Source organism: Planococcus sp. APC 3900, assembly GCF_030407735.1.
Taxonomy (GTDB): domain Bacteria; phylum Bacillota; class Bacilli; order Bacillales_A; family Planococcaceae; genus Planococcus; species Planococcus notacanthi.
The window spans coordinates 151,391-172,917 of record NZ_JASDCT010000002.1 but is presented as its reverse complement, the minus strand read 5'-3'; the positions used below and the strand labels follow the sequence as shown (position 1 = coordinate 172,917).

16 protein-coding genes are annotated in these 21,527 nt (G+C 42.2%); 6 read left to right on the top strand and 10 right to left on the bottom strand.

The window, feature by feature from the left end; genetic code table 11:
• Positions 1-124 precede the first annotated feature (124 nt).
• The 4 genes from QMA04_RS04850 to QMA04_RS04835 form a co-directional block, all read right to left on the bottom strand.
• Positions 125-991 carry a DUF1028 domain-containing protein gene (locus tag QMA04_RS04850; protein ID WP_290184285.1) on the bottom strand — a complete coding sequence of 289 codons (867 nt, stop codon included), beginning with the start codon at positions 989-991 and terminating at the stop codon, positions 125-127.
• Positions 992-1,080: 89 nt separating this feature from the next.
• Positions 1,081-1,899 (bottom strand): teichoic acids export ABC transporter ATP-binding subunit TagH, encoded by an 819-nt coding sequence (gene tagH, locus QMA04_RS04845; RefSeq protein WP_290184283.1) that lies wholly within the window; start codon positions 1,897-1,899, stop codon positions 1,081-1,083.
• 17 nt (positions 1,900-1,916) lie between these two features.
• The gene (locus tag QMA04_RS04840; protein ID WP_203339222.1) at positions 1,917-2,723 is read right to left on the bottom strand and encodes an ABC transporter permease; all 807 of its coding nucleotides are present in this window, start codon (positions 2,721-2,723) and stop codon (positions 1,917-1,919) included.
• Between the two features lie 81 nt (positions 2,724-2,804).
• The gene (locus QMA04_RS04835; protein WP_290184279.1) at positions 2,805-4,004 is read right to left on the bottom strand and encodes a CDP-glycerol glycerophosphotransferase family protein; all 1,200 of its coding nucleotides are present in this window, start codon (positions 4,002-4,004) and stop codon (positions 2,805-2,807) included.
• A gap of 252 nt (positions 4,005-4,256) precedes the next feature.
• Between QMA04_RS04835 and tagD the strand changes: the two genes are divergently transcribed.
• The 3 genes from tagD to QMA04_RS04820 all read left to right on the top strand — a co-directional run bounded on the left by tagD (position 4,257) and on the right by QMA04_RS04820 (position 7,240).
• The gene (tagD, locus tag QMA04_RS04830; protein ID WP_203339221.1) at positions 4,257-4,649 is read left to right on the top strand and encodes a glycerol-3-phosphate cytidylyltransferase; all 393 of its coding nucleotides are present in this window, start codon (positions 4,257-4,259) and stop codon (positions 4,647-4,649) included.
• On the top strand, positions 4,646-5,815 hold the full coding sequence (locus tag QMA04_RS04825; RefSeq protein WP_290184275.1) for a CDP-glycerol glycerophosphotransferase family protein: 1,170 nt from the start codon (positions 4,646-4,648) through the stop codon (positions 5,813-5,815). Before tagD ends, QMA04_RS04825 begins: the two co-directional genes overlap by 4 nt.
• A 231-nt stretch (positions 5,816-6,046) precedes the next feature.
• Positions 6,047-7,240 carry a LysM peptidoglycan-binding domain-containing protein gene (locus QMA04_RS04820; RefSeq protein ID WP_290184273.1) on the top strand — a complete coding sequence of 398 codons (1,194 nt, stop codon included), beginning with the start codon at positions 6,047-6,049 and terminating at the stop codon, positions 7,238-7,240.
• A gap of 37 nt (positions 7,241-7,277) precedes the next feature.
• On the opposite strand, the gene QMA04_RS04815 is transcribed toward QMA04_RS04820, so the two are convergent.
• Entirely contained in the window at positions 7,278-7,835 is a 558-nt protein-coding gene (locus tag QMA04_RS04815; RefSeq protein ID WP_290184271.1) for a DUF4126 domain-containing protein, read from the bottom strand.
• Positions 7,836-7,955: 120 nt separating this feature from the next.
• Positions 7,956-8,840, bottom strand: a complete 885-nt coding sequence (gene galU / locus QMA04_RS04810) for a UTP--glucose-1-phosphate uridylyltransferase GalU (protein ID WP_290184269.1) — start codon at positions 8,838-8,840, stop codon at positions 7,956-7,958.
• Positions 8,841-9,083: 243 nt separating this feature from the next.
• Between galU and QMA04_RS04805 the strand changes: the two genes are divergently transcribed.
• Both QMA04_RS04805 and QMA04_RS04800 read left to right on the top strand, forming a co-directional pair.
• Positions 9,084-10,271, top strand: a complete 1,188-nt coding sequence (locus QMA04_RS04805) for a processed acidic surface protein (protein WP_290184267.1) — start codon at positions 9,084-9,086, stop codon at positions 10,269-10,271.
• Positions 10,271-10,948, top strand: a complete 678-nt coding sequence (locus QMA04_RS04800) for a class D sortase (protein WP_301611059.1) — start codon at positions 10,271-10,273, stop codon at positions 10,946-10,948. The genes QMA04_RS04805 and QMA04_RS04800 overlap by 1 nt, the downstream gene beginning before the upstream one ends.
• An 88-nt stretch (positions 10,949-11,036) precedes the next feature.
• Here the strand turns inward: QMA04_RS04800 and QMA04_RS04795 are convergent, their stop codons facing one another.
• On the bottom strand, positions 11,037-13,709 hold the full coding sequence (locus QMA04_RS04795) for a CDP-glycerol glycerophosphotransferase family protein (protein WP_290184265.1): 2,673 nt from the start codon (positions 13,707-13,709) through the stop codon (positions 11,037-11,039).
• 200 nt (positions 13,710-13,909) lie between these two features.
• Here QMA04_RS04795 and QMA04_RS04790 point away from each other — a divergent pair, with 200 nt between their 5' ends.
• On the top strand, positions 13,910-15,010 hold the full coding sequence (locus QMA04_RS04790) for an acyltransferase family protein (RefSeq protein WP_290184263.1): 1,101 nt from the start codon (positions 13,910-13,912) through the stop codon (positions 15,008-15,010).
• 111 nt (positions 15,011-15,121) lie between these two features.
• Here the strand turns inward: QMA04_RS04790 and QMA04_RS04785 are convergent, their stop codons facing one another.
• From QMA04_RS04785 to QMA04_RS04775, 3 genes are read right to left on the bottom strand one after another with little or no spacing between them, the layout of a single operon-like run.
• Positions 15,122-16,669, bottom strand: coding sequence for a glycosyltransferase family 2 protein (locus QMA04_RS04785; RefSeq protein ID WP_290184261.1), 1,548 nt, complete (start codon positions 16,667-16,669; stop codon positions 15,122-15,124).
• A 13-nt stretch (positions 16,670-16,682) separates the two neighbouring features.
• Positions 16,683-19,355 (bottom strand): bifunctional glycosyltransferase/CDP-glycerol:glycerophosphate glycerophosphotransferase, encoded by a 2,673-nt coding sequence (locus QMA04_RS04780; protein WP_290184259.1) that lies wholly within the window; start codon positions 19,353-19,355, stop codon positions 16,683-16,685.
• Positions 19,345-20,520 carry a glycosyltransferase gene (locus QMA04_RS04775; protein WP_290184257.1) on the bottom strand — a complete coding sequence of 392 codons (1,176 nt, stop codon included), beginning with the start codon at positions 20,518-20,520 and terminating at the stop codon, positions 19,345-19,347. Before QMA04_RS04775 ends, QMA04_RS04780 begins: the two co-directional genes overlap by 11 nt.
• Positions 20,521-21,527: the final 1,007 nt, after the last annotated feature.

Below are 21,527 nucleotides of genomic sequence, written 5' to 3'. Positions count from 1 at the left end.
GTCCAACACCGCACCTCGCAGCTTTACAAGCGCACCTCAAACGGCCAACACCGCACCTCGCAGCCTCACAAGCGCACCTCACACCAAAAAAAGCCTGCTCAGCTATCCTGAACAGGCTCTAAACTCATTGTTTTTTCAAATATGCCAATACCGATTCATCGATCAGCGCTTCTTCTGACCAATGATCGTCGAAGTTCTCCCGTAGCACAAATGCCTTCAATGCCTCTTTCACTTCCGCGTTATAGCTGTTGTAGTCGCCCATCCCCAATAAACTAAGCTTCACCAATTGTTCTACAACCGTTTTCAGCACATCCCCTTCGATGGCCAGTTTGTCTTCTGACGGGGCGGCATACATTTTATGCAGCTCATACAGCCGCTGCAATTCTTCGATTGGCTCGGGATGGTCATCCACCCGCAGATCCACTTTGACATCGTTATAGCCGCCGTACCCAGCGCCTTCCTGCACAACATAAACAGCAGCCGACTGTTTCCCTCTGCTGTCGCCTCCTGCGTGTTGAGCAGCTGCGACGGCCTTCAGCATGCGTTCAGCCAATGGGCCTTCCGACGCTTCAAATGTCCGGCTCATTTCACTGACTGTTTCTTCACTGATCAGAATATTGCCTTGGCAGGAATGATGCTTCCCTATTATATGTCCGGCCCAGTCATAGCATTCATGTCCAGTGAAGGCACTAGCCTCTCCTTCTGCATTGATGACCGCCACCTGGCGCAAACTTCTGTCTGGATCGTCGGCAACGAGCTTGTCGATGACTTCTTCAGGCGACAAGCCTTTTTCCAATAATGCCAATCCCTCAGGTCCAAAAGCGGTATTCGCCCAGGACTGTGTGGCAACTGCGCCTACATTGGCTTTTGCCCATGGAACCACCGATCCGACTGCTAAAAACTTCGACTGGACAGCGACGCCCACTTCTCCGGTTTCCGGATCTGCTGCGACAATTGAAAATGTCGCAACTAATTGTTCTTTGTTTATCATGTCGTTTCACCCCTTTTCTCTACTGTAGAATAATCAAGAAAAAATTTCCTCTCTTAGCAATTCTGAGCACAAAAAATCTGCAGCAATCCTCAAAGGACTTCTGCAGATTCTGTGTTTTTCTTTGATTGGCGGTCAAGGGCAGTTGTTCGGTATTTCTTTTTATCCGCTTTTGACAATGCTTTATATTCGGCCAAGAAAGTTTCATACTTGGCAATCACTTCTTTGGTGGGACCGTATTCTTTGACCACTCCAAACTCCAACCATAAGATCTGGTCACAGAATTTTTTCATCTGCGAAATCGAGTGGCTGACAAAAAACATGGTCTTGCCTTTTTCCTTGAACTCCATCATCTTGGCAAGGCTTTTTTCTGAAAAGGCCTTATCTCCGACTGATAGAGCTTCGTCCACAATCAGAATATCGGGGTTGACGCGTACAGAAATGGAAAAGCCCAAACGCGACTTCATGCCGCTGGAGTAAGTTTTCACGGGTTGGTCGATGAATTTCTCCAACTCCGCAAATTCAATGATTTCATCTTCCATTGCTGCAATTTCCTTTTTGGAAAAACCAAGCATCAATAGCTTAAGTTCAATATTCTCACGGCCGGATAACTTGCCATCCAGTCCGGCATTTACCGCGATCAATGCGACATTGCCGTCGCTCGTCACTTGGCCGTTCGTCGCTGGAATAACGCCTGCGATGATATTCGCCAAAGTTGATTTGCCGGAACCGTTAATGCCGACAAGCCCAACGATTGAGCCTTTCTCGACATCAAACGAGACATTCTGCAAAGCGAAGAAATCTTCCCCATAGTCTTTATAGGGAACCAGCAGATCCAGAATCCGTTCAGATTGCTTCTTATATAGTTTATAGCGTTTCGAGACATTTTTAACTTCTACTGAATTAACCAACAGTTTCACTTCCAATTTTATAAAAAGTCGATAAACTGACTTCTAAATTTCACGTGAAGATATGCACCGACCATGAATGTAATTGCGACTACTCCAATGAAATAAAGGGTGTAGACAGGATTCTCAAGAAAGTACCAGCCTTCCCCAAGCAACGAGTAACGATAGCCTTCAATCACATAGTAGAAAGGATTAAGCATCATGTAAGGCTGCCACGATTCAGGCAGCAAAGTCGGCGGCCACAAAATCGGAGACAAATACAATAGCATCCGCATGACCGACTGCAGCAACATTTGGACATCCCGGATGATTGTCGACAAAGTCGACGTAATCAGGGCGAGACTGAACAAAAATACGAGCAGGCCAATGATGTAAATCGGCAACTGCACATAATAGATGGAAATCGGGAATCCGATAAATTGCAGGACCACCATTCCGAGAGCTAATAATACCAGATGCGGGTAAAATTGCGCAAAGATTGTATAGTTCGGAATGACGCTCATCGGAAAATTCATCTTGGACAGCATCCTGATTTTGCTGTAAATCGATTTGGATGATTTCATGACACTGTTATTGATGAAGAACCATACCAGTATCCCGGCAAACATCCACTGGAAATAAGGGATATCGCCGACCGCTTCCCTTTGCCGGATTCCAAAACCGAATACGAACCAGTAAATCAGTATCTGGATTGCCGGATTGATGATTTCCCATGCTGCCCCAAGATAGTTGCCTCTTGTTAAACTGCGTAATTCATAAACAGACAACCTTTTAACCAAATAAAAGAATTGAAACTGCTCTTTAATAACTTTTATAGCTGATTTCATAATGTATCCTCACTTAATCACTTTTTATCTCATTAAACAATCAGCAATGTGTTTTGCTGTATTAACTCTCACTCACGTTCTTCACTTCAAAAAAGTATTCACTACCCGCTCTGTTGCCTTCCCATCCTCCAAGGAAGAAAAACGATTTTTAAACTCACTGAATGTTGAGCTTAATTGGACATTGCTATCAGACATCGCCCGGATCGCCTGAAACAATTCCTTTTCGGTCTGGACAATCGGTCCAGGTGCATCTTTTTCGATATCGATGTAGAAACCGCGGAGCTGGTCGCGATAGTTTTCCAAGTCATACATAAAGAAAATAATCGGACGATTTAAGATAGCATAGTCGAAAAAGACGGATGAGTAATCCGTGATCAGCAAATCAGAAGCGAGATAAAGATCGCGGATGTCCGGATATAATGACACATCGTAGACTACGCCTTCATAGGCCGAGAAATCAAAGTTTTCAGCAACTAAATAGTGCATGCGGGACAGCAGCACCCATTCGTCCCCGAATTCCTTTATCCAGTTTTCCAAATCAAATTGGAACTCGAACTTGTATTTCCCTTTTTGGTAAAACTCATTATCTCTCCACGTAGGAGCATATAACATGACTTTCTTGTCTTCAGCAATCCCTAAATCCTTCTTCAGGCTGCTGATCAGTGTATCCGAATGATTGGTCAACAAATCATTGCGTGGATATCCCGACTCGATAACTTCCCCATTATAATGGAAAGCACGCTTAAAAATCTCGGTTGAATAAGGATTAGGTGAAACTAAGTAGTCCCATTTCTCCGATTCCAGGGCAAAATTCTTTTTATAGGAGTCGGTTTTCGTATTGGGCATATGAATCTCCTCGATATCCAGCCCAAGTTTTTTCAAAGGGGTTCCATGCCAGGTTTGGAGATAAACCGTACCGGAAGGTTTTGGCATCCATCGAGGCAGCCGGACATTGTTCACCCAATATTCAGCTCGTGGGAATGTCCAAAACCACTCGAAAGTAAAACGCTGAATATAAGGCACATTAAAACTCTCAAATAAGTGGATGGCACTTTTGTCAACACTCCAAAGAAGCCGGTAGTCCGGATGATTTTCTTTCATGTATTCATAGATAGAACGCGGACTGTCACTAAATTGTTTCGCATGAAAGCTTTCAAACACCATTAATTTCTTCTTTTTCGGAAGTTTTCCAAGTATGACGAAAACAGCGCGGAAGAGCCTTCTTGTGACGCTGCTATTTTTTAACCCTTTAATTTTTTGGATAAAACTCAAATTAGTCACCTTACTTCTTTCTTGAAAAGTCAAATGAGCAAAATTCCATTACAGAAAACAGAATCTTATCAACCTTTATTTTATACTGAACCTGTGAGGATCTTTAGCTTCTTTCAAATGCATCTTTTTTTGAAAAAAAACGTCTAATGCCTTGTACGTACTCTACATTTTCAATAGCTATTACACATGATAACATATAAGATGGTATCATAGCATATTGTTAAATAAATCGAAAATAAGCATTTTTGGAGTGAACAAATTATGAAGAAAGTAATTACTTACGGGACCTTTGACTTAATTCACCATGGCCATATCAATATATTAAAGCGGGCGAAAGAGTATGGCGATTATTTGATTGTCGGCTTGTCATCGGACGAATTTAATGCTATCAAAGGAAAAGCAGCCTATCACTCTTACGAAGAACGCAAATTAATCCTTGAAGCGATCAAATACGTGGATGAAGTGATTCCCGAACACAATTGGGGCCAAAAAGTAGATGATATTCAGAAGAATAATGTAGATTTGTTTGTAATGGGATCTGACTGGGAAGGCAAATTTGATGAGCTGATGGATTATTGTGAAGTGCTTTATTTGCCGAGAACCGAAGGCATCTCAACTACAAAAATCAAAACCGACCTTTACAACAAACAATGATAAAGGAATTCGGAATATCTATTTATCTGTTTTTATTCAAAGTTTTCTTTTCCCTGTTCAATCTTTTCCCCATGAAAAATAAAACGGTCTTTCTTTCTTCATTTGGTGACAATGCGTTTTTCATTGCGAAAGAATTAGCGAAGTCGGAAAAGCATCAAATTATTTTCATCAACCAATCCAGATGCAAAATCGACTTCACTGCTGTCCCTACAACCAATAAAAAGATATACAGCTTTGAAACGTCCAATATTTTGGATACGTTTTTATCGATTTACCATTTGGCTACCGCAAAATACGTTTTTGTCGACAATTATGCAGGCGTCCTTTCCGTCATCCGCTTCCGCCAAGAAGTAAAATGCATTCAATTGTGGCATGCGGCTGGAGCCATCAAGAAATTTGGGTGGAGCGATCCTGAAACATCCGCCAGAAGCGAGCGGGCCAAGCAGCGCTTTCAGCAAGTATACGACCGGTTTCAATACATTCCTGTCGGCTCCCAGCAAATGGCGGATATCTTTTCTGAATCCTTCCATGTGGATCAAAGCCATTTTATCTACACTGGGGTTCCTCAGACTGATTTCTATTTCGATAAAGCTGCAAAAGAAAATGCTTACGCCAAATTAATCGAGAGATATCCAATCATTGCAGGAAAAAAATTGGTATTGTATGCCCCTACTTTCCGGAAAAATTCGTTGCACAGTATGAAAGTTCAATTAGAGGTATCAGAGTTTCTCGAAAAAATGGATGGGGATTATGTGCTCATGATCCGGCTGCATCCATCTGTCCAAGAAGTAACCAACATAGTGGATCATCCACGGGTCCTGTTGGCCACTGACTATCCCCACCTCAGCGATCTGCTGATCGTCAGCGACATCTTGATCACCGATTATTCGTCTATCCCAGTGGAGTTCTCGCTGCTCGGGAAAAAGATGATTTTCTATACGTATGACTTGGAAGATTACGGCAAGACCCAAGGAATATGGGCGGAAAGCAATCTTTATTTCCCTGGCCCGATCGCTAAGACTACAACAGAAGTGCTTGCGCATATTCAAGATTCTTCTGTGGACCATGAAAAAATTGATTTGTTCCGCAGCCATTGGAATACATATTCGACTGGCCACAGCACTTGTCAGCTCATCACCGCCATTTACGATACAAAAGATTTATAAAGAAAAATCCAGCTGCCCAATCTATGGACAACTGGATTTTTTCTTTTTGGATACACTAATTAATCTTCAAAATATTCAGTTTAAATTAGCCCTTATTGCTCATCCATGTGGTATAATATGATTAGAGAATCTGCAAAAATCCCTCCTCAATCTTTCACCATAGTTACCGGCCTAATCTCTCCTATACATACGCTGGCTCGGCTCAGCGCACTAAATAAAGGGGTGAGAAAGGTGCTTTCTAAATGGATTAAAGTTGCAGCAGCCATGTTATTGACCCTGTTTACTGTGTTCTCCTTCTCCAGCCAGCCACAAGCAGCAAGCTCCACCTATGTCACGAAAGGCAGTACCACCAGCAAAGTTGTCGCTCTTACTTTCGATGACGGTTCAGATGGCACAAACATCAATAAAATTCTGGATGTCCTATCTGCCCATAACGTCAAAGCCACATTCTTTTTGACAGGTTCCGGAGCAAAAAACCATCCGACCTGGATCAACAACATCTCAGCCAAAGGCCATCAGCTCGGCAACCATTCTTATTCACATCCCGATTTCACGAAAATCTCAGCTGCTAAGATAAAAAGTGAATTGGCTACCACCGAAACGACCATTAAAGAGATAACAGGAAAATCGACCAAACCGATTTTCAGAGCCCCTTTTGGTGCATCCAATTCAACTGTCCTTAAAACTGTAGGTGAAGCTGGATATACCCATACGATTCAGTGGAATATCGACACGGTCGACTGGAAAGGCGTTTCATCCACTCAAATCACCAATAAGGTCCTGAACAATATTGTACCGGGATCAATCATTTTGATGCATACCGGCGCAGGTGCCTCTGGGACTCCCGGTGCTTTGCCAGGCATGATCAGCAAATTGAAAGCCCAAGGCTATAAATTTGTGACGGTCTCTGAATTATTGAAATTGCCTTCTGCTCCAGCAAGTGGAACCAAATACACAGTCAAAGCCGGTGATACTCTCTATAGCATTGCGAAAAAATACAATGTCACTGTTGCTGCACTGGCCAAAGCCAATAACATCACCAATTATAATTTAATCCGCGTAGGCCAGGTATTAACGATTCCCGGAAAAACTACTGCGCCCCCTGCCACTTCAGTAAAATACACGGTTAAGGCCGGTGATACCCTTTACAGCATTGCGAAAAAATACAATGTCACCGTTGCGGCGCTAGCCAAAGCCAATAATATCACCAATTATAGTTTAATCCGTGTCGGCCAAGTCTTGACGATTCCTGGGAAAACCACTGCACCGCCTGCTACTTCTGTGAAATACACTGTGAAAGCAGGTGATACCCTTTACAGCATTGCACGCACCTATAAAACGACCGTTGCCAAGATTGCAGCAGCCAATAAAATAACCAATGTCAATTCACTTCGTGTAGGACAAGTGCTGGTGATTCCGAGATAATAGAAAAAGGAGCCGGAAGATAGATTCCAGCTCCTTTTCATATAGCTTTCGGCTTATAAAGAAAACGACGATACAACTTATAGATCATGAACGCCATAGCAATCAGGAAGAAGACTGCCAGAATCGGCGCTATGAATATCAGAATCGGCGCCATTGTAGCAGTAGCATCTTCTGCCAAGGAAACAGCCGGACTCATCAAAGCCGTTTCACTGACTCCTTTAACAGCTGTAATGGTTGCATGGGAGGCAGTGGCTACGCCCCCACCGCCGATGATTGCGATGCTCCATTCCAAAAAGGGGCTCATGTCTCCAATAAATGACGCCGTCAGCAGAATGCCCGCCAATGCAGCGATCGGTGTGGAAATCATTTTCATAAACGAGCCCACAGCCGGAATATAATTGACTGCCACTTCAAAAAGGGTCGCTACCCCAAAAGCGATAATTGCGGGAGTGCTGCCGATCCAGCTGAACCCTTCTGAAAGTGTCAGCCAATCTACATGCACGAATATACCTGTGATCAACAAAGGAGTAAAGATTCTAAACCCCACAGTTGCACTTAATGCCAAACCTATGCATATTGCAAGAATGGTTTCCATGGCCGTGACCTCCATCGTCTTCATTTTCTTTTCAGTATACAGGAGCTTGAGGCTCTCCGATACCGAATGGATAAACCAAAGGAATCTCAATCAAACCGATTCTCATCCCCCTTGCCCTCTTCAAGGGTTTTGGCGTTCTTTTTCCTCACTTAAGATTTTCTTGAACAACTTCAGCAAAGGTTCTTTCAACTCTTCCCGTTTTAACGCAAAATCAATCGTGGTCTCAATAAAACCAAACTTCTCGCCGACGTCATATCTTCGCCCTTCAAACTCATAAGCATAGACCTTTTGGATTTTATTTAACTTTTGGATGGAGTCCGTGAGCTGTATCTCGCCTCCTGCCCCTAATTGATGCTCGCCCAAAAACCCGAAGATTTCAGGAGTCAGAATATAGCGGCCCATAATTGCGTAATTGGATGGTGCTGTTCCAAGTACCGGTTTTTCCACAAAGCTTCTGACTTTCATCAATTGGCCATCCATTGAAATCGGATCGATTATTCCATAACGATAAGTCTCTTCCAGCGGAACCTGTTGTACACCAATGATCGAGTTTCCGGTCTTTTCAAACTGTTTCATCAGTTGAGCCAGGCACGGCTCTTCGTTTTCTACAATATCATCCCCTAATAATACGGCGAATGCTTCATCCCCAATAAAATTACGGGCTGACCAAATGGCATGCCCCAATCCAAGTGGTTGTTTTTGGCGGATGTAATGGATTTCCAATTTCGATGTTTGAAGAATCGCATCCAACATGTCCAATTTGCCTTTCTCCAGTAAATTGGCTTCCAGTTCAAAGGCGTGATCAAAATGGTCTTCAATCGCTCGTTTGCCTTTCCCAGTAACGATGATGATGCTGTCAATTCCTGAATCTACGGCTTCTTCTACAATATATTGAATGGTCGGTTTGTCGACAATGGGCAGCATTTCTTTCGGCATGGCTTTTGTAGCGGGTAAGAAACGTGTTCCAAGACCGGCGGCTGGAATGATGGCTTTTCTGATGGACATCGGAAAGACCTCCTGTTCCCCATGGGTTCTATTTCTTTCTATCATAACATTAATCGGAATTTTCAGAACTCAATAGTATACATTCAGTATTCTCTTTAGACTGCTATAAAAATTAAATGTTCTTTAACAATATCTTTTCTTTTTTAAATTCCATATTTATAATTCAATATACCTATATTAATCATTCTGATCTGTGACTATAATATTCTAGATATTCCATTTATTATACACAGGGGGAAGAAAATGAAGCGTTTAGTAGTTTTTTTAGTAGGTTTAGGGTTTCTTTTTAGCAGCATGCCTTTATCAGCCTTTGCAATCAAGGCGGATGATACCAAGTTTGATCAATTTTTAGTTGAAATCAATTGGGAAAAGAAAGCCTATGTTGATTACCTTGAGGGCAAAGGGTGGTCATTGGATGAATTTGATACAGTGGATGAACTGGGAACACCGTTGACTGAAGAAGGCATCCAGACGTTATTGCCTAGACTCGAAATGACGCGCACCGAATTGAACGAAGTGCTTTATGAATTTGGCGACATTGAATACGGAGAAGATGTGCTTGACGGAACTCTTTTGATTTTCATCGAAGATATTGAGTACTATGTTGAATTTTATTTGAAGGATGAATTGGGAACACCCATCACTCCTACAAACCTTCAGGAACTGATGACAGAATACGGATTCACATCAGAAAAAGCATTGGAAGAGTACTTGGATGGATACTCTGATTCCATTAAAAACTATGAATTTATCGAAGATCTAGAGGAGTCGCTTATTTATTATCAAGAACTGGATGAATACGATTTGGAACTTGATGGGCTTTTCACTGAGCTTGGATTGACGGAAGAAGAACTGGAAAGATTAATCGCTCACATGGAAACATTGGATTATCAAAATCCAGCTTTCGAAGAAAAGTTGACCCAATTGAGTGATCGCATGATGGCAATCGGGGAATTTGAAACTGCGGATGAATTAACCGCAGAACAAATCGCTGAGCTTATGGACATTTATAATGACTTGATCGAGCTTTTCGAATTGAAAACAGCTTACTTTTTTGTGAAAGATGGACAGAAAACTTCAGTATCTTTATCAACGCTTATGACGCTTGAATCAACTGAAGGCGCTGACCTGTTAATCGAAATCTATAATTTGAAAGATGTATTTTTAGCCGATATTTTATTGACAGCTGAAATGTTCGGTTCTGAAATAATTGTGGAGACAGGAACAGAACTGGGGATAGTGGAAACAATCATTTCAACACCGCCGGCGGTTCAAAAACCTGCTGTTGTTGCACCCACAACTACTCAAACGGTAAAAGGCGGCAAACTGCCTGCTACATCCACTGATTTTGCAGTCAATGCATTGATTGGCCTGGCTTTAATTTCCGCAGGGATTGTTTTATTCCGCCGCTTTAGAACTGAAGGAATTTAATGATGAAAGGCAGAACTGAAAAAAGAAGAAGCAAGAAACCGCTTCTTCTTTCTCTATCCATCATTCTGATTGTTCTCGGTTTGTGGTTCAGCACCACAAATGCCGCTACTTTCGCCAAAGGCTATATGCTTTATAAAACGGGGAACGTTGAAGCAAAAAACTTCAGCAACAAACCGCAGCCACTCGAAATGGCAGAAGCTCCGATTGAAAAAGAAGATGAAACTGAAGAACCTGTTGAAGAACCAGTAAGGGACTCCATTTATCCGGAAACTCCTGAAATCGGCGACCTTATGGGTGAACTGATCATTCCGAAATTGGAAGCTTCCTTGCCGATTATCCACGGCACAAATGAAGACGAATTGGAAAAAGGCGTTGGCCATTTTGCTGAAAGCGTCATGCCTGGGGAAAATGACAATTCCGTCCTATCCGGACATCGGGACACGGTCTTCCGTGAACTTGGTGAAGTCGGCAAAGGGGATTTGCTGATTGTCAAAACCTTCTCCGGAACTTTTACTTACAAAGTACGCCAAGTCCGGATTGTAGACGAAGACGACCGGACCGTCATTGTTCCGAAGCCTAAAGCTGTTTTGACGGTTTCGACCTGTTACCCATTCGATTATGTGGGATATGCACCGGAACGCTATATCCTGGTTGCTGATTTGGTTTCCAGTGAATAGATGATATTAAAAAGAGCAGTGAGATTTACTTCACTGCTCTTTTTGTATGGTTTTGACACTATAGATTGAATGGTGTTCACTCCATCCATTATACTTTCGCGGCCTTTTTGTTTTCTATCAGCTGTTGAACTTCCTCATAAATACGTTGGCTGTTGTGCTGATCCTGGTGTTTAATAATGCCAGTTATTTCGTATTCGAAATTAGCAAAATGGCTCTTGATTCTATCCTCAATAATTGTCACCAGCTCTTCCTCGTAGGTACCGATTCCACCGATAAAGGTTTCTTCGACAGGACGTAAAATACCTTTACGGAAAAAGCGTTCTACATCGAAATGGTAATAAACAACCGGTTTATTGAGCAGCGTAAAATCAAAGCTCACACTACTGTAATCGGTAATCAGAAGTGCATGATCAATCAGTAACTGCTGCACTGTCTGCGATCCGAGCGGTATAAATTTAATGCGTTCATGCATATTTTCAATTTCACTTTGGAAATAATCCTGAGCTCGATAATGCGGATAAAAGTTGATATTGACATTATATTCTTCAAGCAATTGAAGTAATTTTTCGTTTTGTATCAAATTGGAATAGGCAAGGAAATATTCACTTTTCAAGAATTGTTCGTCTGTATTGATCCAATCACGCCAAGTTGGCATTAATAAGATATCCTTTGGCGGATTCACTTGAACCAAGTTATCAAATCGAGCCAGTCCTGTGGCAGCGACTTCATGATCGTCGTAACCCATTTCATCCATTACAATGACTTTCTTTTCAGGATCTGAACTGACAATAAACAAATCAAATGGCATGTCGTAATTCTTTTTATGGTACTCTACATTCTTGCGGCCTAATACCCCATGTTGAAGGAAAATTTTAATCGTTTCTTCGTATCCAAAAAAACCTTTGGCTGGCTTATAAGGAAGTATATTTTCCAAGTCATGGGTACCCAATAAAACTTTAGCTTTAAATGCGACTTCAAAATGCTTTTCCGATCCAAAAATCAAAACGTTCGGCATATGTTTGATAGGTTCATAGTCTGAACTGTCTTCTTCGATCACATAATAGGCTTCGATTGCTGTGTTTTTCTGCAGCCATTTAAAAAAGACGATTCCATTATCCTGTGCCGTATTCGTCCGCTCACCCATCAACCAGACGTTATCATCTTTCGTTGTAACATCTTCGGGAACTTTAATGTGATGTCTGATGGCAAACGACTCCACCTTCACATTATTAAAAGGAGTAGTTGTAATCATAAAATGATGTTCATTGTTTTCCGCGTCATACTGAATTTTGTGGCTGTAATAATTGTCTTTTTTATAATTTGCTTTGCTGTAGCGGATTTTTTCTTTTCGAATGATTTCGCCCGCACTGTTTTCAATAACGACGAAGAGGTCAAGAACTGTTTTGTCTTTACTCTTGATTCCTATTAAATCCAAACCATTCAAATCAACTGTAAATTCGCCGGTAATAGGAACTTGAAGCGAGTCTTGGGACAAACGGTCTTCAATCATCAAATAAGCTTTAGAGCCGATAAACTCTTCAATTGAGCCGATAACTCCTTCTAATTGAAAATCTTCTACCTCTCGAATCGCCTTCTTCAATTTAGCTTGTTTCATTGCCAATCCCAAGGATAAATCTTTACGGCGATAGAACCTTAATTTTACAAACTGTGAATTTGATATGATTTTAAAATGTGTAGTGGTATTTTGCAGAAGTTCTTTGTCCAGTATAAATCTATAAACTTTCGGTTCTTCACTGTGTTCTACAAGAAAGAATCGTTTTGCAAAAAGAGTCTCTAATAACTCTTTCATCGGAAGATTGGTTTCAAGACTCCCATCTCGACTATTTAGGGGATAAGATCTAACCAAGCCACTCTTCGGATCGTCCACTTGCAGAGAGTAATCTAAGTTAGTGGGTCCATTAGGAAGTGAAAATGAGATCAGGTAATCGTAATTTTGCTTTTCCACAATTGAAAGAGACTCAATCTCGACAGAATGCGGAATCATCTCTAAATAAAATGCAGATTTCCGATTGAGAATCTGAAGTTCATGGTGATACGAACTGAATTTCTCGTCGAACGATTTCAATAAGTTTATCGGGTATAGCTTGTTGTCAATCTGCACAAACATACGCCATAAACCGGCAGCCATTTCTGAAAACCCACTGAAGACGACGATGTTCTTTTCATCACTTCTCATGCCTGTCTGCATCCGGAATTGAGAGTTGTTAAAAGCATAGAGTTCAACCGTTCGTGAATCATCTTCTAAGAGATTTGGCAAGTTCATAGACATAGTCAGAAGATCATAGTGTACAGATTCGACTTCAGCACTCACCGCATTTTCCATAAAATAAAAATCAGCAAACCGGTTAGTGATAATGACATTTCTTTTTACTTTAGTTGATAGAAACCTATTGCCAATCAATAAAGACTCTTGAAAGTCGCCCGCTTTGTACATTTCGTGCTCTGTAATCCAGATCTTTTTATTATTGATCGTCAATTGGACGCGCGAACTGGATGTGACCAAAGAAAGCAAGTGCTCTGGTATAGTAACGATCAAGTAGTTATTAGGCTGCAACTCATAAGTTAATGGATGAACATCCTCATTTATCAGAAATTCTGCCTTAACCTGCTTCTTTAATGCGAAAAAATTCGATAATTTGAATTTAAAAAGAAGGTTCTTATTTTCAAAATAGTACTTTTCAATTTCGACTCTTTTTACCAACATTTTCTTTAACTTAGTTGAAAACTTTTTTAATATCATAATGATTAATCTCCCGGCCAATTTAATTATTGCAATACCTAATATTATCACCCTTCTAATTTCTGTCAATTAGGATGGAGTAGACAGTCACAAAGAACTTATCTATACTATAATAATGTATTCAAGTAGATTAAATACTTGTTATAAAAACGAAATTAACTTATTGCTTTTAGCATAGGTTTTTTTATTGGAGAAATACAGTGAAAAATTTAAATGAAATCAATATTATTAGAGCCATCATGTGTCTTGCAATTGTTGTAACACATTCCATTTCAAACTACTTAAGGAATATTGAAGTCGACCAAGCTGCCTACGACCAGTATATTCTTTGGATACGTTTTGCTCTGCTTTGTTCAACTCCCATATTCATTCTATTATCCGAAACTTTGATATCCAAAAATTATCCGAATGGATTAAAAAAAGGATTCTTTTTGAAGCGGGTAAAGTACATCTTGTTGCCATACATATTTGTCGGGCTAATTGTCAGTTACAGAAGCTCTGATAAAGACTTGCTTTCATTCATGGAAGTTGCATTCCAAAAAATTGTTTTGGGCCAATGGTACGGGTTCTTCGTTATAGTAATTTTTCAATTTTATATCCTTCATTGGCTGATCGGAAAATATTTGGCCCGCGTCAATCCTATTGGACCGATCCTCATTTCATTTGCCATCTCTTTTGCACACGTATATTGTTATGTGCACATTGATGCATATCAAAATTTCATTTTGACTGATTATCCACTTTGGTACAAAACCCATATCTTTATGTGGCTGTTCTATTTTATTGTCGCATTTTATATTGGCCAATACTATGAACAACTTATCACATTTTTAACTCAAAAATTATGGGTACCTGTCTTGCTGACGATCAGCAGTTTTGGAATAATCATGTACAATTACACCGAAATGGATTATACACGAATTTCGAGTGAGCGGTACGATATGCTTTTGTATTCAGTCAGCGTCTTCTTTCTTTTAGTGGCATTGATCCGAAAATTCAACTTTAATAACCAAACATTGGTAATGATCAGCAATTTTTCGTTCTTCATCTATTTAACACATATGATTTTTCTTCCCTATTTTGTGAAACTGTCGTTAACCTTTGGCGAAAACTTTTTCACTTATGTAGGCGTGATGGCATTTCTTACAATTTCGGCATGCATCGGCGTTGCCTTTATGCTTTACCAAAGCCGTCTTACCCGGTATTTTACCGGGAAAATAAAATATTTAGAGCCGACTCCGGTAGACAGCAAAACTCCGCCTGTCACCAGAGAAGCTTACAATGTAAATTACGATCGATAAGAACCATAGAAAGAATTGGTTCACTCAAATAAAAGCACTTCCTAAACTGAACGTCTCTTCGAATGCTGGCAATAACCAACAACGGAGAACAGTTCAACAGGAAGTGCTTTTTTATCCTTTGCCCACAGGCAAAACCTTTTTGATCAAAGATTTTAAGCGCTGGGGTTTTGATATGGTGGAGCTCAAATTGCCATAGTTGGTCCGGTACAGGAATATTCTCTGTCGCCCTGCCTTACGGGCCTGACCAGGATCGGCTGCTGAATAAAGCCTGACCCGGGTTTTCGGGGAACGAGGAAAATCGTCCAGCTTGAAATAGAAATCATAAGTCGTGTCTTTTCCAGCCTCTATCAGTGGTGAGGCGTCCAGATTGAGAGTAAAAGCCTGTTCTTCAAAAGGATACATGCTGCCTTCAGTCGGCTGATCCAGATTGAACTTGGCTACAGGCAATTCCCTGTCCCCTTTTCGGTCTCTGGCATACAAGCTTCCTGTAAGCGGGCGTGAGGCTTTAGGTATCCATATTTTTCCGGAAAGCTGCCAATTGCCATTTCGCGTGTCAACGCGTTCCACGATCACCTTTGGTTTATTGAATTTCGTGACTTCATATTCCTCTTCAGTTCCCTCAAAGACAAAGCGGTTAGGTTCCTGTCTGACAACCGGTGACTTCTCGGTATCCGTCAGCAGCTGTGACAGCCTCATCAAATCCTCTACTTTTTCTGCCATCATCAATTGGTACAACAGCTTTTCCTTATCCGGCAACTTTTCTGCAATGCTTGCTGGGATGCCCTTCAAAAAAGAATAAACCAGCTCTTTCCATTGCGCCTTTTCCTCTTCGGCAATCAACGCATACTTCAGAACATGGAGCCGGATGACATCCAGCAGGCTTTTTAGATCGTGTTCATCGATGATTTGCTGCGGCCTGTTTGTCAGGATTAGCCACTCCCGATTTTCTGCCAGTGCTTCCAGCCGGTGAGCTGTATTCTCCAGCTTCATCTGTTGTTGTGTAATCGAAGGCATAAACTCTTCTTCCCGAACGCGCCATTGGTAGACCAACTCGTCCAGAACCTGAATTTTTTTTGCCAGCACGGCCGCTTTTAATGTGAGTGATAAATCTTCATAGTATTTGCCTTCTGTGAAAGCCAACTGATGCTCTGTAAACAATTCTTTTTTCCATAGTTTATTGCAGGCAATGCTGTCCTGCATAAGCTCTGGACTTTCCTGCAGCGTCGTCACTGCCTTTTCCTTATACAACCCGAATTCCACATGGCGGGGAGGGGCATATTGCCGCTCTTTGTCAAACCGGATCACTTTGCCCACCGCATAATCCGCATCGCTTTTTTCTGCTGCTTCCACCAAAGAGCTGATTGCTTTTGGCGGAAGGATATCATCCGAATCCAAGAAGAACACGTAGCTGCCCTGGCATAAGGAAACACCACGGTTGCGGGTGTACCCCAATCCATGATTGTCTTGTGAGTAAACCTTGAAGCGCTGGTCATTTCGGGCATATCGCTGAAGTATTTCTTCACTCGCATCCGTTGAACCATCATTGATGGCTACGACCTCTAAATTCTTATAAGTTTGCATGGCAACCGATTCGAGACAAGCTTCCAAATATGGAATTGCGTTATATACCGGAATAACGACAGAAACAAGAATTGCCATACACTTTCCCCCTTTATTTTTGGCCGAAAACTGTTTCAATCACTTTTGCGGAAGCTTTGCCATCTTCCAGGCTTCCAAACTCTTCGACAAACCGCTCCAGACTGTCTTCATACCCAGCCAACTTCTCTGGCTCTTTAATGTATTCAAGCAGCTCTTCTATGGTTTTGCAGACCGGACCCGGTGCTTTTTCGGCAAAGTCAAAATACATGCCACGCCGTGTGATGTATTCATCGAGATCGTAGCAGTACAGCAGAATCGGCCGTTTCAGCAATGCATAGTCGAACATGACAGATGAATAATCGGTAATCAGCATATCCGCAAGCAGGTACAACTCTTGAATGTCCTGGTAATTGGATGCATCCACGATATTCGGCGGCAATTCGAATTGGGAAATCTTATCCGACAGCAGATAGTGGAGCCTTAGGACAAGCACTGTATTGTCGCCGACTTCTTTGCTTAGGTATTGGACATCATCCAACACCCGTTGGAACGAATTCGGGTCCCAATCCCTGAATGTCGGAGCAAAAAGGATGATCTGTTTGCCAGAAGGAATGCCCAGTTGCATACGCGCTTTTTCTTTGATTTCCGGTGGCCGGCTGATCAGCAAATCGTTTCTCGGATAGCCCGTTTCCAAAATTTCGCCGCCATACCTGAAACCTCTTTTCAGGACTTTACTGGTGTACCGGTTAGGGGACACCAAGTAATCCCATGCATCGGTCTGTTTTTTCAATCGGGCCAATTCTTCATTGGACGGCAATTTCTTTTGGTCATAGCCCATCCGTTTCAGCGGTGTGCCGTGCCATGTCTGAATATAGACCTGATTTTCTTTCTTGTCTGCCAGATGCGCCAGCCCTTGATTGTCTACCCAGAATTTTGCGCGGTTCAGGTAATAAAGGTGCTTCAGGCTGTTTCTCTTCACTTTTACTGCTGGCCCTGGCACTTCCACTGTTTCCGGATCCTGAAACGACCAGATATATTTATACTTTCTTCCCGATTCCAGTAACTCCTCATACAGATACTTAGGGCTGTCGCTGTATTGCTTGCCCATATGGCTTTCAAACAAAACCCAATTTGAACGGACCGGCAATCGTGGAATCCAGCGTTTGGCCCATTTCTGGAAAGCCGATTCGGCATTCCCGGACTTCTTGGCGGATTGGGCTGTTCTCCTTTGCTTAAGCTTCCACTTGACCTGGTCCACTCTTTTCACCGGCTGAACCCGGATTGAAAAGGAGTTCTTTTGGTTGATATAGATGCTTTTTGACAGGTCTCCTTCCCTGATTTCGATATTCGGCAAGTCAGCAATTTCCGATTTTTTCACTAATACTCTATGAAGGTTGCCCATATGGTTGACGAATAAAGAAAGGTAATAATTGCCTTCCGCCATATTTTTCACATGGAAAGTGATCGTGCCGTCACCGGATTTTTCCGACACCAATGTAGCGCCTGTCTGACGATTTCGAAGTACCCAGAAGGATGTGATTTCATCACTGTCAATCGAATTGACATCGACCTGTGCATGAAATGAAAATCGTTCTTCATCCAACTGTATGTCGGAAATACGGTAAGCAATTTCCGGCTGTTGAAGCTTCAAGAATTTTTCGTGATTCCGTACATCTTTCGACGCTTTAAAATAATACTGGCTGCCGATCGCATAAATCCGGTTGGCAGTTGTTGCGACGCCATTGATGTAAGCAATGTAATCATCAAATCCTGCACGGTCTCCGATATACAGCAAGTAATAGAGAATCCGGTCTTTTTCCGCTAAATTCAGAAAAGCATATTCATCCATCGTTTCATGCAGGTAATCATAAATCAGTGCATGGAACTTGTCTTTATACTCCTCATCGAACAGAAGGTAGTCGTTTGTGTATAGCTTCAGATCATGACGGAGGAACTTATTGTTTTTTTCTTTTTGGTAAAGCACCGCACCGCTTTCTCTTAAAAATTGATCAAAGTACCGGTGTGCGATTATGCGGTTCTCAAAGTTTTCAAATTCAAAGCGCCGGTTGGTGATGGATTTGACGTCGCTGTTTTCCACCACTCGCCAATAATAGACCGGTTCGGGAATGATGCTGAAAGACTCTGCAAGAAAATAAGCTTTTCCGGTAAAGACAATATCCTCATAATGAATGCCTTCAGGAAATCTTAATTGATGGGCATCCAGAAACGGACGTTTGTAGATTTTATTAACAGACAGACTGTCAAACAACATTCCCATGAATTCGCGGATATTCAAATTGATGCGTTCCGTTGAATACAATTGTTTGTGGTACCAGATTTCGTAATTATTCGTACGGATTACTTGTCCCGCCACGAAATCCGAATCGGTCCGCTCGATTGCTTCGACCATTTTTTCACAAGCTGTTACGGTGTACCAATCGTCCCCGTCCAGAAACATCAGGTACTCACCTGTTGAGTTGGTAATTCCGGTATTTCTCGGCGTGCTGCAGCCTCCACTGTTTTCAGGCAGATGGATGGCTTTAAAGTTGGGTTTGTTTTCTACGAAACGATCGATCAGTTCCCCTGTCCGATCGCTTGAAAAATCGTTGACCACCACCACTTCAAAGTCCTTATAGCTCTGTTCCTGCAAGGACTGTAAGGCTTCTTCGATGTACAGTTCATTATTGAAAGCAATCACGACGACAGAAAGCTTCGGCCGTGTTGTCATTTGGTGATCATTGACCATTCCCTCGGCCTCCCAACTCGTCAAAAAGTTCATACCATTGCTGCTTGATGACTTGCTTATCAAACTTCCGGCTATTTTCAAAAGCATTCCGGCTATAGGCATAAAACAGTTCCGGATTGTCGGCAAGGCGCTTGATATGCCGCCCCAGTACATGGACATCTCCCACTGGCGCAATCAGACTGTCTTCATACTCGTTCAAAATTTCACGGATGCCCGGCGCGCAATCTGTAGAGATGCATGGCAATGCACAGGACTGCGCTTCAATCAACGACATGGGAAGCCCTTCTGCTTTTGATGACAGCACGAAAAAACTGGCTTCTCTTAAAGATGTTTCAATGTCTTCCGTCTGCCCTTCCAAAAAGACCCGGTCTTCTAACTCGAATATACGGATGAGGTTTTTCAGGGATTCTTCGGCAGGCCCTTCTCCGTAAATATGCAATGTCCAATCTGGAATTGCACCCGCCACTCCGGCAAACGATTCGATCAATACATCAAATCCTTTGCCTGCGACCAGCCTTCCTGAGGAAACGATTTTTTTATGCTGATACAAAATTTCCGGGGAGGTGAATTGGCGGAACGGAGAGGGGTTGTACATCACTCCAGTATTCGTAAAGCCTGCTTCTTCAAAATGATCGGCATCTTTTTGTGTCAACAATAGGAATTTGGATACTTGGCGGTAATACGTCAAAATCCGTTTGTAGCGCTTGGAGCTTTGCGCTGCTGCCACACTTTCATGGCTTTGGCCGATCACTTTGATGTTTCGTTTGTAAAGCACCGGCTGAAGCCATTGCATGCCATACACTTGAATGGCAATCACAAATACCTCTTCTTCACCAAAGGCTTCAAAAAACTTCTTCACTTCATTCCGCTGCTTTTGAAGCCGGTAACGCCGCTTCAATTCTTTCGATAGTTTAACGAACCGCCGCTGTTTCAGGTTCGAGGAAAGCTCGATTGCCGCAGGCGGCCGGTAGTTGTCTTTATGGATTATGGTGACAGGAACTTCATCCGAAAAATAGCTTGGCGCATTTTTCTGTTGGTTGACACTCAGGATGGAGACATGATGCCCATCCTCCATAAATTCCTTCGTCAAAATAGAAGCCACGCGTTGAGCGCCTCCGTGATCATTGAATTCATTGATTAAAAAAACGATATTTCTACGTTCCATATGATTACCCCTTGTGAATAGATTAACGTTCGGCAGACACACCGTTTGCCGGTTTCTTTTCGAGCCGCAAGTATTTGCTGGCGGTTTGGACTTCTACTGTATAGGACTCCGCAGCATAAGGGTCAGCCGGGTATTCCTGCGCTTTGGATGCCCAGACCAGATTCAGCAGATCGTGGTGCGGACGATTCGTCATTTTGTAGCTTAAGTGGCTTTCATATTTACCCGGCTCCAAGCCTGCAAGGTCGATAGCGATTTTGAATCGCGAATAATTATAAACCTTTCCCTGTGGATTGTAAGATGGGTTTTCTGTAATTTCTTCCGTCTCGCTGATGCTGACCGGAAATGCAAACCGTTTAAAACTGGACAGTTCTGTTAAATAAAAAACCATCGAGACAGCGTCTGAAGACCTGGTTTCATAGCCTCTTACGAAAGCAACGCCTTCAATATGGAGCACTTCGTCTTCCACCCACATTTTGTTGACCTGCTGCTCGACTTTCATAAGATTTTCGATGGCCAATTCCAGGCTGTTTTGCCGCACAGCAAACTGGTAGGAGAATCGGCCAGTACCTGTTGAAGGCAGTTCACGAAGGACCGCTTTTCCTTCCCAAATGGAAAACTGCACTACTTTTTCATCTGGTCTTTTTTCGCGGAGCCAAAAACTGTATTTGCCTGGCTTGAAAAACAAAGGAAATTCTTGATCAGTAAAGCTGACCGTGAATTCTTTGCCCGCCGGCTGCAGCTTTTTCACAGCAGTTTCTCCAGTTCGATTATCCCGGATAGCCAATTGAAAATGCTCTTGGACATCAAGTCCTTGCCGATTCCGGACGTAGCCTTTCACTTGTAGGCTGAAGCCATCTTCTGTTAATCCGTAGGTGCATTCTTCAATCGCGTGTTCATACTGAATTTCGGCCTGTATCGCTTCAATAGGCTTGAGGCCTCCCATAAATTCTGCGTACATGGAACCGACAAACTTAGAGTCGCCGTATGTAATAAGTTCTCCTTGGTGA